This window comes from Alteromonas sp. 4NH20-0104, from assembly GCF_057547795.1.
Genome location: NZ_BAAJLP010000007.1, coordinates 1 through 12,918, shown reverse-complemented (window position 1 = coordinate 12,918; position 12,918 = coordinate 1). Strand labels below are relative to the sequence as shown.

General features: G+C 48.5%; 13 protein-coding genes. 7 read left to right on the top strand and 6 right to left on the bottom strand.

Going from position 1 to position 12,918, the window contains the following annotated elements; translation table 11 throughout:
* Nucleotides 1-86: 86 nt before the first annotated feature.
* Nucleotides 87-1,961 carry a signal peptide peptidase SppA gene (gene sppA, locus AC27IB_RS06655; RefSeq protein WP_487119764.1) on the top strand — a complete coding sequence of 625 codons (1,875 nt, stop codon included), beginning with the start codon at nt 87-89 and terminating at the stop codon, nt 1,959-1,961.
* Nucleotides 1,958-2,476 (top strand): SprT family zinc-dependent metalloprotease, encoded by a 519-nt coding sequence (locus AC27IB_RS06650; RefSeq protein ID WP_487119763.1) that lies wholly within the window; start codon nt 1,958-1,960, stop codon nt 2,474-2,476. The genes sppA and AC27IB_RS06650 overlap by 4 nt, the downstream gene beginning before the upstream one ends.
* On the opposite strand, the gene yfbV is transcribed toward AC27IB_RS06650, so the two are convergent.
* Complete coding sequence (yfbV, locus tag AC27IB_RS06645; RefSeq protein WP_296044339.1) at nt 2,457-2,903, bottom strand: terminus macrodomain insulation protein YfbV; 447 nt, start codon at nt 2,901-2,903, stop codon at nt 2,457-2,459. The genes AC27IB_RS06650 and yfbV overlap by 20 nt on opposite strands.
* A 354-nt stretch (nt 2,904-3,257) precedes the next feature.
* On the opposite strand from yfbV, the gene trxB reads away from it, so the two are divergent.
* The 4 genes from trxB to infA all read left to right on the top strand — a co-directional run bounded on the left by trxB (nt 3,258) and on the right by infA (nt 6,090).
* Nucleotides 3,258-4,211 carry a thioredoxin-disulfide reductase gene (gene trxB / locus AC27IB_RS06640; protein WP_296044337.1) on the top strand — a complete coding sequence of 318 codons (954 nt, stop codon included), beginning with the start codon at nt 3,258-3,260 and terminating at the stop codon, nt 4,209-4,211.
* A gap of 50 nt (nt 4,212-4,261) precedes the next feature.
* Entirely contained in the window at nt 4,262-4,996 is a 735-nt protein-coding gene (gene aat, locus AC27IB_RS06635; RefSeq protein ID WP_487119760.1) for a leucyl/phenylalanyl-tRNA--protein transferase, read from the top strand.
* 4 nt (nt 4,997-5,000) lie between these two features.
* Complete coding sequence (locus tag AC27IB_RS06630; RefSeq protein ID WP_487119758.1) at nt 5,001-5,765, top strand: arginyltransferase; 765 nt, start codon at nt 5,001-5,003, stop codon at nt 5,763-5,765.
* A gap of 106 nt (nt 5,766-5,871) precedes the next feature.
* Nucleotides 5,872-6,090: a translation initiation factor IF-1 gene (infA, locus tag AC27IB_RS06625; protein WP_014949333.1), complete on the top strand. Its 219-nt coding sequence runs from the start codon at nt 5,872-5,874 to the stop codon at nt 6,088-6,090.
* Nucleotides 6,091-6,189: 99 nt separating this feature from the next.
* On the opposite strand, the gene clpA is transcribed toward infA, so the two are convergent.
* Nucleotides 6,190-8,469: an ATP-dependent Clp protease ATP-binding subunit ClpA gene (clpA, locus tag AC27IB_RS06620; RefSeq protein ID WP_296044316.1), complete on the bottom strand. Its 2,280-nt coding sequence runs from the start codon at nt 8,467-8,469 to the stop codon at nt 6,190-6,192.
* A gap of 27 nt (nt 8,470-8,496) precedes the next feature.
* Nucleotides 8,497-8,817, bottom strand: coding sequence for an ATP-dependent Clp protease adapter ClpS (gene clpS / locus AC27IB_RS06615; protein ID WP_105933968.1), 321 nt, complete (start codon nt 8,815-8,817; stop codon nt 8,497-8,499).
* 210 nt (nt 8,818-9,027) lie between these two features.
* Here clpS and cspD point away from each other — a divergent pair, with 210 nt between their 5' ends.
* Nucleotides 9,028-9,246, top strand: coding sequence for a cold shock domain-containing protein CspD (cspD, locus tag AC27IB_RS06610; RefSeq protein ID WP_070175905.1), 219 nt, complete (start codon nt 9,028-9,030; stop codon nt 9,244-9,246).
* Between the two features lie 328 nt (nt 9,247-9,574).
* Here the strand turns inward: cspD and AC27IB_RS06605 are convergent, their stop codons facing one another.
* From AC27IB_RS06605 to AC27IB_RS06595, 3 genes are all read right to left on the bottom strand, one after another.
* Nucleotides 9,575-9,931, bottom strand: a complete 357-nt coding sequence (locus AC27IB_RS06605) for a hypothetical protein (protein ID WP_487119753.1) — start codon at nt 9,929-9,931, stop codon at nt 9,575-9,577.
* A 313-nt stretch (nt 9,932-10,244) separates the two neighbouring features.
* Entirely contained in the window at nt 10,245-11,165 is a 921-nt protein-coding gene (locus AC27IB_RS06600) for a 6-phosphogluconolactonase (protein WP_487119751.1), read from the bottom strand.
* A gap of 159 nt (nt 11,166-11,324) precedes the next feature.
* Nucleotides 11,325-12,743, bottom strand: a complete 1,419-nt coding sequence (locus AC27IB_RS06595; protein ID WP_487119749.1) for a M20/M25/M40 family metallo-hydrolase — start codon at nt 12,741-12,743, stop codon at nt 11,325-11,327.
* Nucleotides 12,744-12,918 lie beyond the last annotated feature (175 nt).

The window sequence follows — 12,918 nt, the reverse complement described above, 5'->3', positions numbered from 1 at the left end:
AATAACATTTCATTACAAAATTAACTCGCGATAATTTTTTGAATCGATAACATTAGACTGTTGTGTAAATTAGGTAAGTAGTCAATATGGCCGAAAAAAGTAAAAGCTGGACCAAAGCTCTGTTTGTGGGGTTATGGACCGCCCTGAATTTTTGTCGAAAATTATTTTTCAATGTTGTGTTTCTGGTCATTATTATCGGTATTATCGCCGTTGCCAGTCGCGAAGAAAGTGTTCCTCAGGTAACGCCCGGCAGTGCCCTGATGCTTACCCTGAATGGCGCTTTGGTAATTCAGAAAACGGCCGTCGACCCGGTCTCGGAGTTTCTTCAGGAAGCCTTTGATGAAGAGCCTGATAACCCGGAAGTACTGGTTCGCGATGTGGTTAAAGTGTTAGAAAACGCCAAAGCGGACAATCGTATTAAGGCCGTGGTGCTGAACCTGCAAGGGTTTCAAGGCGGCGGTCTGGATAAATTGCGTACCGTAGCCAAGGCCATCGACGACTTTAAAACGTCTGAAAAGCCCGTGATTGCAGTAGGCGACTACTACACCCAGGCGCAGTATTATCTTGCAGCCCATGCAGACAAAGTGTATCTCAACCCTATTGGCGGCGTGTCTATAGACGGCTATGCCAACTACGGCATGTATCTCAAACGCGCGCTGGAAAAGCTTAAAGTCAATATGCACATATTCCGGGTGGGTACCTTTAAGTCAGCCGTTGAACCCTATATTCGCGAAGACATGTCTGACGCGGCCAAGGAAATGAACGAGCGTTGGCTTAATCAGTATTGGCAACAATACAAAGCGGATGTGGCAGCGGCCCGCGGCGTAGACATCAACAACTTTGATGAAACGCTGCAGGAAATGCTGGATAACTTTGAGCAGGCCGGTGGCAACTCGGCGCAATACGCTATTCAGAAAGGCTGGGTAGACGAAGTGAAAACCCGCGAAGAAATTCGCCAGGAAATCATTGCACTGGTGGGTAAGGATGATAACCGGGCTGGTTTCAAACTCACCTCCTACCGTAATTACAACCGGGTTATCAATCCGCCAATGCCGATGGCAATGCGCCAGGGCGATAAGATTGCAGTAGTGGTGGCTAAAGGTACCATCATGGATGGTGAACAACGAGCCGGTAATATTGGTGGTAACAGCACTGCTGAATTGCTTCGTCAGGCCCGTCTTGATGATCAGGTTAAAGCGGTAGTCTTACAGGTAGACTCCCCCGGCGGCAGCGCATCAGCTTCGGAAATTATTCGTCAGGAAGTGCTCAACCTGCGCAGTGCCGGTAAGCCTGTCGTCGCCTCTATGAATACTTATGCGGCTTCCGGTGGGTATTGGATTTCTGCCTCTGCCGACAAGATTTTCGCCAGCCCAAGTACCATTACGGGTTCCATTGGTGTGTTCGCGGCCTTAGCAACCTTTGAAGATGTGGCCGACTATATTGGTGTGGATACCGACGGCGTAGCAACCACTGAAATGGCCGGATTTTCAACCCTGCGCGGTATTGATCCGATGTATAAGCAGATTATTCAGCGCAGCATCGAAAGTAAGTACAGTGAATTTTTAACGCTGGTTGCCAGCGAGCGCGGTATGGATGTCAGTGCGGTAGATGAAATCGCCCAGGGCCGGGTGTGGATTGGTACCGATGCACTGGATATCGGCCTGGTGGATGAACTGGGTACGCTGGAAAATGCCGTTACAGCGGCGGCGGAACTGGCCGGTGTAAACGATTACGATACCGTTTACGTTACCCGTAAGCTGTCTGAAAAAGAACTGTTCTGGAAGGAGTTTTTTGGTCAGGCTGTGATTTATGGCCTCAAGCTCAATCTGATTGACAGCAATAATGTTTTAACCGGGTTGGTCCGCGAAACGATGGCCCAGGTTGATCTGATTTCATCGCTCAACGATCCACAGAACATTTACACCCTCTGTGTGCGCTGCCGGGTGATGGATAACCATTGATATCCGCCAGCGATAAGCAGTTACTCAATGACCGTCTCGAGGCGTTATACCTCGAGGCGGATAGCTATTTCAGGCGAACGTTCGTACGCCCCACTCTGACCTTCAGACGCAGTGGCCGCCATGCAGGCACCGCGTTTTTGCAGCAAAACCGGATAAATCTTCATCCGGTATTGTTTGCTCACAATCAGCAAGCTTACTTTTCCGACGTGCTGCCCCATGAGGTCAGCCACCTGTTGGTTTATCAGTTGTACGGGCGGGTAAAACCCCACGGTAAGGAATGGCAGGCCATGATGCAGGAGGTGTTTAACTGCGCTCCCGAAACCCGCCATGAATTTGATTTATCACCGCTGAATATTCCCAGCGTACGCTATCGCTGTGGCTGTGGAGACGTTGAGTTGAGTATCCGCCGGCATAACGCCGTGGTACGCGGCCAGCGGCAGTATCAGTGCCGCCAGTGCAGGCAGGTTCTATGCAGATTGGAATTAAACCGGCAGCTTAAAACCACTGGCGGGTAAAGGCTTTGTCTAAATCTTCGAATGCGGTTTTCAGTAAACGCGCTAGCTCGCGGTAACGGGGCTCATGCTTTGGTTTTTGTACTGAACACCCCTGATCCCGCATTTTGGTTAACACTTCCTGATACCAATGGCTCAATTGCGGTGGCAGTTTCTCGTTAGAGCGTTTGCCTAACCACAGTAACCCCTGCATAGGCATACTCAGAAAGAATGCGCCCACAGCAAGTGCCTGGGGCAAATAGTCGGTACCGAGGGTATTAAGCAAGGTGGCGCAGGCTAAAACGGCCACTGGCGGCATAAAGCGCACTGCAAACCGGGTAGCGGCCACTACCCTGCAATCCGGGAACAAGGTATACAGCTCGCGACGTAAAGGCCAGGTTTTCATGTATTCCTGACCATCTTTAAGCATGTTGGTAACTGACTGGGCCATAGTGAACCTCGTGAGTGGAAACCGCGGATTTTGGTGGCTTTACCGTAGCAAGACCTGGTGCCTGTTTACTAATAATAGTCCGGAATGTCGAAAATGGTTTATTTAACCGTGAATTTCCGCACTGCTTTTAAGATAATATCACACCCGGGTATTGAAAGTATTCGATTCGACCGCACAATGACTCATAATAACTTATGATTGCAGGGTGACAGGTAATCTGTAGCATACGCAACTGCGTATAAGTGCCAGTTTAATTCGGTGCACTGATATTACAAAGACTCTTTCACCCAACGCATTAACCAATACGATGTGCTTGTCGCGTACTGCTGCGTCAGGCGTTAACTGGAGAAAAACATGGCAGAAAGCAGACACGTTCGTCTACTCATTCTTGGTTCTGGCCCGGCTGGTTACACCGCCGCTGTTTATGCAGCCCGTGCAAACCTGTCCCCGACACTGATTACGGGTATGCAACAGGGTGGACAGCTAACCACTACCACCGAAGTAGAGAACTGGCCTGGCGATCCGGAAGGTCTTACCGGCCCTGATTTAATGGTTCGTATGCAACAACATGCCGAGAAGTTCAATACCGATATCATTTTTGACCATATCAACAAGACTGATTTAAGCAAGCGTCCGTTTACGCTGTACGGTGATAGCGGCACCTACACTTGCGATGCCCTGATTATTGCCACTGGAGCATCGGCTAAATACCTTGGCATGCCTTCTGAACAGGCATTTATGGGTAAAGGCGTTTCTGCTTGTGCAACCTGTGACGGATTTTTCTATCGCAATCAAAAAGTAGCGGTTATTGGCGGCGGTAACACCGCGGTTGAAGAAGCTCTGTACCTGTCTAACATCGCTTCAGAAGTGCATGTGATTCACCGCCGCGACAGTTTCCGCAGTGAAAAAATTCTGGCTGACCGTCTGTTGGATAAAGCGGAAAATGGCAACGTGGTACTGCACCTTAACCGTACCCTCGACGAAGTCCTTGGCGACGAAATGGGCGTCACCGGCGTGCGCATCAAAGCTACCGACTCTGATGCGACTGAAGACCTCGACGTAATGGGCCTGTTTGTTGCCATTGGCCATAAGCCTAACACCGACATTTTCGACGGTGAGCTGGATATGAAAGACGGTTACATCACAGTAAACAGCGGTACTAACGGGATGGCTACACAAACCAGCGTACCCGGTGTATTTGCTGCGGGTGATGTGTCTGATCATATCTACCGCCAGGCTATCACATCAGCCGGCACCGGTTGTATGGCAGCACTGGATGCGGAGCGTTTCCTGGACGCTCAGGAGTAATCCTGACGACTGGCGGTGGCTGGATAGCCGCCGTCAGGCATGCTCACAGCATGATTACCCTGCCCTATTTAGACCCTGACAGCCCTTTTCCTCCGGTCGAACATGCACTGGATGAGCCCAATGGCTTACTCGCTTACGGCGCCGACTTATCGCCAGGCAGATTATTGACCGCTTACAGTCAGGGAATATTCCCCTGGTTCAGTGAAGGCGAACCATTGTTGTGGTGGAGCCCTTCTCCGCGCGCGATTATCCCGCTCGACACGTTTCGCGCCAGCTCAAGCCTGCGTAAACTGATGCGCAAACAAACCTACCGGGTGACCCTGAATAGAGACTTTGCCGCCGTCATAGACCAATGCGCCCATATCCCACGCATTCAGTATGGCCAGACATCCACCTGGATCACTGCGGAAATGATCGCCGCTTATCAATCGTTGCATGAACTGGGCCTGGCCCATTCTGTTGAAGTCTGGAAAGATGATGAACTGGTAGGTGGTCTATACGGCGTGGCCGTTGGCAGAGTATTTTGCGGCGAGTCAATGTTTCACCGCCTGCCCAATACCTCAAAACTCGCTCTGGCGTTTCTGGTGAAGCACATGCAGTGTCATGGCGGCGATTTTATTGACTGTCAGATGCCTACCGAGCACCTGATGAGCCTGGGGGCTATCAGTATTGAACGGGAAGCCTTTATCTCGCGATTGTCGCGCAATAACCAAACACTTGATCAGGACGGTTATATTTGTTCAGATTATCAACGTACCTGGTGCGCTCAAGACTTAAGTGAATAACCCCATGAAATTTGGCATTACCCAAACATTCGACTGCAGTTACCTGCCTGATCAAGAAGAGCAGTTACTGGTGTATGTGGGCAGCCATACTGATTGTGCAGTGCACTATCCGCAGCTTATACAAGCCGGATTCAGACGCAGCGGCGACCAGGTGTACCGCCCCTATTGCCAGCAGTGTACAGCCTGTCACTCTATCCGCCTGCCGGTGGCCGAGTTTACGCCGTCACGTAGTCAGCGACGATTACTCAATAAAAATAAATCATTAACCACCCACACCGCCTCTCAAACCAACGCAGCGTATTACCCGCTGTACGAACGCTACATCACCGAGCGTCACGCAGACGGTACCATGTACCCGCCAAATCCAGCGCAATTTGAAAGCTTTCTGACCTGTGAATGGAACTCGCCGCTATTCGTAGAGGCCTACGATGGTGACAAGCTGATTGCGGTAGCGGTAACCGATATTATCGATAGCAACGACAATATTGACGGCTTTTCAGCCATGTATACGTTCTACGACCCGGATTACCATCATCGTTCTTTGGGTACCTGGATGATCCTGCAGCAAATTTATCATACGCAGGCGCAAAACAGGCACTACCTGTATTTGGGCTATCAGATTGATGATTGCAATAAAATGAACTACAAAAACCGCTTTTTACCCCACGAACGATATATCAATCATCAGTGGCAGCGCTTTGAAAATGCACAACAGGTGACAGAGATCGCTGACCGTCAGAACGATTTGCTGATCGATTTTCTCCGCTAGCCACAGCAATTAGCTAATAAGCTTATTTAATCCTTTACTTATATCTATGAATTGGTTAATGTCTGCGCGGCGAAAAATTTGTGATTAATTGAGGTTATTGCTTTAGATGGCGAAAGAAGATTGTATTGAAATGGAAGGTACGGTACTGGATACCCTGCCGAATACCATGTTCCGTGTTGAATTAGAAAACGGTCACGTAGTGACTGCGCATATCTCTGGAAAAATGCGTAAAAACTATATCCGCATTCTGACCGGCGACAAAGTAACTGTGGAAATGACACCCTATGACCTGACTAAAGGTCGTATTGTCTATCGTGCTCGTTAATTCATTCCGGCATACGCCAGCTTACGCGATAATGTGATAAGCATAAAAAAACCCGAACCAAGTGTTCGGGTTTTTTGTTAGAAGCTGATAATTCCAGATTTAGTCACTGGACTCAGTCGCCGATTCAGGCTGGTCTTCAGAATTATAAACAAACACCAGTTTATCATCTTCCAAATCGACTCTGACATCACCACCGTTGCTTAACTTACCAAACAACAACTCGTTAGCCAGTTCTTTCTTGAGTGACTCCTGAATAAGCCGTGACATAGGACGCGCGCCCATGGACTTGTCGTAGCCTTTTTCGGCCAGATGCGCCCTTGCCGCTGGTGATACTTCAAGGGACACGCCTTTCGTATCTAATTGGGCCTGAAGCTCAATAATAAACTTATCGACCACCTGCAGAATGACATCCGTATCCAGATGATTAAACCAGATAATCGAGTCGAGACGGTTTCTGAATTCCGGCGAAAAGATCTTATTAATTTCGCTCATGGCATCGTGACTGTGATCCTGCTGTTTGAAGCCAATCGACGTACGGATGGTTTCCTGTACACCAGCGTTGGTTGTCATCACCAGCACCACGTTTCTGAAGTCCACTTTACGCCCGTTGTTATCGGTTAGCGTACCGTGGTCCATGACCTGCAGCAGAATATTATAAATATCGCTGTGCGCTTTCTCGATTTCATCCAGCAGGACCACTGAATACGGGTGTTTGATTACCGCATCAGTCAACAGCCCACCCTGGTCGAAACCCACATAGCCAGGAGGCGCCCCTATCAGGCGGCTTACTGCGTGACGCTCCATGTACTCAGACATATCAAAACGCACCAGTTCAACACCCATAATTTTGGCTAACTGCTGTGTGACTTCGGTTTTACCCACGCCAGTAGGACCAGCGAACAGGAATGACCCAATAGGTTTCTCTTCGGTACCAAGCCCCGCACGGGACAGGTGTATCGCATCAGACAGCGACTCAATGGCTTTGTCCTGACCGAACACTACCATCTTCAGGTTGCGGCCCAGGTTCTTAAGCACTTCTTTGTCTGACGCAGACACCGATTTTTCCGGAATACGCGCCATCTTGGCGATGATTTGCTCAATCTCACCAACGTTGATCACTTTCTTGCGCTTAGACTGGGGTAACAGGCGCTGGCTGGCACCGGCTTCGTCCATAACGTCGATAGCTTTGTCGGGTAAGTGACGCTCATTAATGTATTTTGCCGACAACTCTGCCGCTGCCTGCAGGGCCTTTTGCGTGAAGCGTACGCTGTGATGCTCTTCATAGCGCGACTTCAGCCCCTGAAGGATCTTCGTGGTGTCGGTCACACTTGGCTCGGCCACATCAACTTTCTGGAAGCGACGTGCCAGCGCCCGATCTTTTTCGAATATGCCCTGATATTCCTGATAAGTGGTTGAACCGATACAACGTAACTCGCCTGAGCTCAGTTTTGGTTTGAGCAGGTTAGAGGCATCCATCACACCACCTGATGCCGCACCGGCACCAATAATGGTGTGGATCTCATCAATAAACAGGATCGCGTTTTTATCCCGGGAGAGCTCTTTTAAAATGCCTTTCAGACGTTTTTCAAAGTCTCCACGGTATTTGGTACCGGCCAGTAAGCCACCCAAGTCCAGAGAGTAAACGGTACACTCTTCAATGACTTCAGGTACTTGATTTTCAACGATACGATACGCCAGGCCTTCGGCAATCGCCGTTTTACCTACGCCGGCTTCACCCACCAATAGCGGGTTATTTTTGCGGCGTCGACATAAAATCTGTATGGTCCGCTCCAGTTCGGTATCACGGCCGATTAACGGGTCGATTTTACCTTCCTGCGCCTGACGGTTAAGATTGGTAGCATATTTAGCCAGTGCCGAGCCGGATTCATCGCCTTCGGCTGTTTCTTCACTGGCTTCATTGGATTCAGGCGCTTCGTCTTCGGCCTTACTCACGCCATGGCTAATAAAGTTAACGACGTCGAGGCGGGTCACATCCGACTTTTTGAGGATATAAACGGCCTGACTTTCCTGTTCGCTGAAAATCGCAACCAGCACATTAGCACCGGTGACTTCTTCTTTACCTGACGACTGTACGTGGAAGACGGCGCGTTGCAATACGCGTTGAAATCCTAACGTAGGCTGGGTTTCGCGATCGCTCGCCTGGTCGTCCAGGATTAACGGTGTGGTGTCCTTCACAAACTCGACCAGTTCGCCACGGATATTATCTATATCCGCGCCACAGGCCTTGAGGGCTTCCTGAGCAGCCGGATTATCTAACAAGGCCAACAGCAAGTGTTCCACCGTCATAAATTCATGACGATGCTCTCTCGCGAATACAAAAGCCTCGTTTAACGTCTGCTCTAATTCTTTATTCAGCATATACATTGCCCCTGTTAGGTTTATAACTCACGCCTGTTCCATCGTACACATCAACGGGTGTTGATGCTTGCGGGCATATTGATTGACCTGCATGACTTTCGTTTCTGCTATCTCAGCAGTATAAATGCCACATACAGCCTTGCCCCGATAATGAACAGTCAGCATCAGTTGGTTTGCTTTTTCAGCATCCATCCGGAAAAAACGCATCAGAATTTCTACTACGAAATCCATTGGCGTGTAGTCATCGTTATTCAATAGGACCTTATACATCGGAGGCGGTTCAGTCTTCTTCCTCTCCTGCTCGAGTAGCCGTTCCTTATCGATACTAATGGCGTTACCTTTACTCATAATTTAATCATAGTGCGTCTGCAAGCAATTTATTATCTTTTTTACCATTAATTTGTTCGGAAAAAAATAAAATGCACTTGCATAATGCGGTCAAAATATCTACAGTTTTAATATGTTTTGTGAGTGACGCACAAGACTAGCTGTCCCATGCCTTAATTGTATTGTGGGGGCAGTTTCCCGTGAGTTCAAGGATTAAGAGGAAGTCGATGTATGGCGGTTGGCAAAGTTAAATGGTTTAACAACGCGAAAGGGTTTGGATTTATTGTGCCCGAGGAAGGTGGCGAAGACATTTTTGCTCACTACTCAACAATACAAATGGAAGGCTATCGATCGTTAAAAGCCGGTCAGGAAGTAACCTACGAGGTTCAGCAAGGCCCCAAAGGCTTGCATGCCGAGAACATAGGTATTGTCGAAGACGAAGAGCGTTAACGCACTCCACTGAAATAGATTAAGTAACAAGCCTTACCCGGTACATCGAGTAAGGCTTGTTTATGTAACCACTAAAAGTCAGTTTCCCTATCTCCGCCCCATTATCCCCTGCGGTTTGTTTTTTGTTGTCTTATAGCGATCGAAATAAGCAACTGTTTATCCGATTACGATCAAACCTGGCTCTGTAGAAAAATTCAGTCAGTCCTTCTCCTACTCTCACTTTTTCTGCTACTGGTCAGGAACGGACATTAATACTGCAAATTACCGGAGGAAAAAGAGAGCGTAGCGGCACTTTTGACGTCCAAGTGAATGTGCCTTGTTATGGCTCTTAAAGGTTTTCAAACAACCACCAATAATATAGTCCCGAGCCAATCCAACACCCAATGAACATGCCAATCGATCTATTTTCTGAAGATGCCGCTGTGCCCAATGCCCCCATTAGTAAACCAGCCGCCTTTTCTCCCATTTTTACCAGAAATTCCCCCAAGCCCCCTAATCCTATGGCATCAAATATCGCATCTGCGGCGCCTAAAAGGAATGAGAGAGCTATTGAGCATATAAATACCATAGCAACTCCTCCCAAGAAGTATGCTAACTCACGAATCGATGGATTGGCTTCGAAGAAAGTTGGTTGTTTCGATACATCAACTCCGCTTTTATAGAGTTCAATTATCTTTTCAACCATAAGATCTGATTGGCTACGGTCTATGCCCAGTTGTTGATTTGCAGCTAAAACTGAAGCCGGGTAATTATTTCGCCAACTTGTCTTTGTCTTATAAACGTTACTTCTATGCTAGCGTTGAAAAACGCTTCTGATAGTGATTTAACAGGCTAAGCTTTTTAAATGATGCAGGGAGAGATGGTATGGAATTACTGTCTCTCCCTTTATTGTTCTATTGATTACACCATACGTTAACAGCCAAATTATGGCTAACAATTCGGCTATACTCCATTAAACCAACAGAACGGTGCTCCCTGCACTGCTTTGTTTACTGGCTCTATATCATCACGTTTGGCAGCACAAAAGATTTCACATTGTCGTGCAAACGGATCCACAAGCCGGGATTGGCATCAAGCTGTTGCTCAGCTATCGCGCTATCCTGACTTATTGGCGTATTCAACACCTTTGCGTAAGTTTTCACTTTCGCCGGCGCGGTTTCGGCATCTACAACCGACTGGACTATCTTTTCTGCCGACAATATGGCCGCTGGCCCCAGCGTCAGAATATACTTAGCCGCACGGCATTGTGCCTCATCAGTCGGGCTAATATCACTTCCACCCGCTTTAAATTTACTAATGTGATGTTCCAAAATAGAGCTTGAAATGGGTATCAAACCGGCCATATGCTCAGCTTTAGCCCCGGAAAAAGGTTTTATATAGGCCAGGTGCGATGCTTCGTCGGCCTCGGGCCCATGACCAATAAAAAAGATATCCAACCCACCCAACTGCTCAAGCTTTTCGAGATAGCGGGTTAACGCAGCTTCCAGATCGGCGGTATCGGTTTGCATCGGTGTGAAACTTTTTATCTTCTGAAAAAACGAGTCGCCAAGAATACGTTCAAAATCCCGCACAAAACTGAGGCTGTTACCCATTGCCATGGGTGCCAGGGCATCCTGAGTAAATACATTTAAACGGCTCAGAATATCATCCAGCTCAGAGGTGGTCGCTTTTTCGCCAAGCAACTTATGTAATTGCTGTGCGCCCCTTCCCCCCAGTAAAGCAATATTAATGTCGCCCTTTTTACTCTCGGCAACCGCTATAAGTTCATCCAACATGGCATGACCAACAGCCGCTTCTGACTGCATCACCTGGGGCTGTAATCCCTTGTCGATGTACTCTACTGTGCCGGACTCTGTTTTCTCTAGCCAAACGTTGCCATTTTTTTCATCGCGCTTAAACAAGGTGCTCGCGGTAGTCATAACTCAACCTTCAACATGTAAAATAAAAGTGAATAATAATAAGCAGCCAAACGGTATCAATTACCCACTAAAATTACCAGTGCCACCGGTAGCATTTATACTTGAGTCGTGCACAGCAAAGCATATCCTTTTACCTTATCTCGCTCGCTTTACAAGAGGTTACTCACCCGCCAGAGCTTTAATAATATGAGGCCAGTGAGTCAGGGAATCATAAAATCCTGCAACCGGTACGCGCTCGTTTAACCCATGGGCAAACATGTCTTTCGGATTAAGAAACAAGCCACTTATCCCCCAGGTAGGAACGCCGGCCCGGCGAAAATGCATGCCATCGGTACCACCGGATTCCAGGTAAGGCATGATGGGCACATCCGGGTACCGTAGATAAACCGAACCGGTAATGGCGTTCAGCACATCCTCACGCAGTTCCGATACCGGACTTTCAACGTAATCTGTTATGGTGGTAATGGTAACATTTTGATTATCAATTGCTTTTTGTAACGAGGCTTTGACCCCTTCGACATCCGAGCCCGGAAACACCCGGCAGTTCACCGTGGCCGTGGCCGATTGCGGCAACGCATTTTCCGCATGGCCGCCAGACAACATAGTGGCAACACAGGTGGTGCGGGTAGTCCCCACATATTCCGGCTCATTAAACAGCTTGTCAGCGGCTTCCCGATCGGTCGGGTCGTTGGCAAACTGCAGCAGTGTTTCACCGCTCTCTCCGCCCGATAATTTCCCCGCTTGTTTAAGGTAGTTAAGGGTCATGGGGGTAGTCATAACCGGAAAACGGTAGGCCTGAATTTCTCTGAGCGCTGCAGCAAGTTCATATATTGCATTATCGCTACGGGGCCTTGAGCTATGACCACCAGGATTTTTCACCTCTAATTGAAAGCTAACATAGGTTTTTTCAGCCGCCTGGACTCGATATACCACCGCCTTGCCTTTGCCAGATAGCACTCCACCACCGGCATCGGTGTTTAAGGCATACGCCGCTTTCGTCAAATCTTCTCGTGAGGCCAGATAACGGGTGCTCACCATGCCCGACTCTTCATCGCCCGAAAACGCGATAATAAGATCCCGATCAGGTAGGTAACCGGCTTTTCTGAGCGCAATGAATGCGCCAGATATCTGCGCCACACCAAACTTATTGTCGAGGGTACCGCGGCCAAAAAAGTAACCGTTATCTTCGGATAAAGTGAAGGGTGCCCGTTGCCAGTCTGAAGCCAGAGCTTTAACCACATCCATGTGTCCCAAAAACAGAATGGGCGGGTGCTGACTTCCAGCACGGCCTTTATAAGTTACAACTAGGGCTGAGGTATGCTCTACAGGGATCACTTCTATTGCCGCATCAGCAAACCCCGCCTGACGAAATTCAGATGCCAGATATCGGGCAACAGGGGTCGCCCCACCACTCGTTTTTGAGGAGTCCATCTCAACGATGGTTTTATAGATCCGGTAGGTTGTTCTGGCATGCTCACTGTTTTTATCAACAGCGGCTATTGCTGGCGTGATGGCGGTTGCCGCCCAGCACAACAGTGAGCAAAACAGTGTGGTAACCTTGCGAGTAAATCGTGTCATTGCGCTTTCTCCCTATGCTCACTAAAAGATAGCAGAGACCAACACGATCCGTATCAATTCATTTTACTGCTAGCAGTTGGTGGTAACGTTTCGGCGAGCAATAACGCTATTACCGGGCGAAATACGCTGCTTTATCAAACACAAACCCAGGCGCAAAAAAAAACCGGCCAAAGCC

What these genes read in the sequence shown, in the direction of transcription:
- AC27IB_RS06600 (WP_487119751.1), bottom strand. Translation starts at nt 11,165, where the DNA reads ATGACTACCGCGAGCACCTTGTTTAAGCGCGATGAAAAAAATGGCAAC.
- clpS (WP_105933968.1), bottom strand. Translation starts at nt 8,817, where the DNA reads ATGAGTAAAGGTAACGCCATTAGTATCGATAAGGAACGGCTACTCGAG.
- infA (WP_014949333.1), top strand. Translation starts at nt 5,872, where the DNA reads ATGGCGAAAGAAGATTGTATTGAAATGGAAGGTACGGTACTGGATACC.
- cspD (WP_070175905.1), top strand. Translation starts at nt 9,028, where the DNA reads ATGGCGGTTGGCAAAGTTAAATGGTTTAACAACGCGAAAGGGTTTGGA.
- clpA (WP_296044316.1), bottom strand. Translation starts at nt 8,469, where the DNA reads ATGCTGAATAAAGAATTAGAGCAGACGTTAAACGAGGCTTTTGTATTC.
- aat (WP_487119760.1), top strand. Translation starts at nt 4,262, where the DNA reads ATGATTACCCTGCCCTATTTAGACCCTGACAGCCCTTTTCCTCCGGTC.
- sppA (WP_487119764.1), top strand. Translation starts at nt 87, where the DNA reads ATGGCCGAAAAAAGTAAAAGCTGGACCAAAGCTCTGTTTGTGGGGTTA.
- AC27IB_RS06630 (WP_487119758.1), top strand. Translation starts at nt 5,001, where the DNA reads ATGAAATTTGGCATTACCCAAACATTCGACTGCAGTTACCTGCCTGAT.
- AC27IB_RS06595 (WP_487119749.1), bottom strand. Translation starts at nt 12,743, where the DNA reads ATGACACGATTTACTCGCAAGGTTACCACACTGTTTTGCTCACTGTTG.
- AC27IB_RS06605 (WP_487119753.1), bottom strand. Translation starts at nt 9,931, where the DNA reads ATGGTTGAAAAGATAATTGAACTCTATAAAAGCGGAGTTGATGTATCG.
- trxB (WP_296044337.1), top strand. Translation starts at nt 3,258, where the DNA reads ATGGCAGAAAGCAGACACGTTCGTCTACTCATTCTTGGTTCTGGCCCG.
- yfbV (WP_296044339.1), bottom strand. Translation starts at nt 2,903, where the DNA reads ATGGCCCAGTCAGTTACCAACATGCTTAAAGATGGTCAGGAATACATG.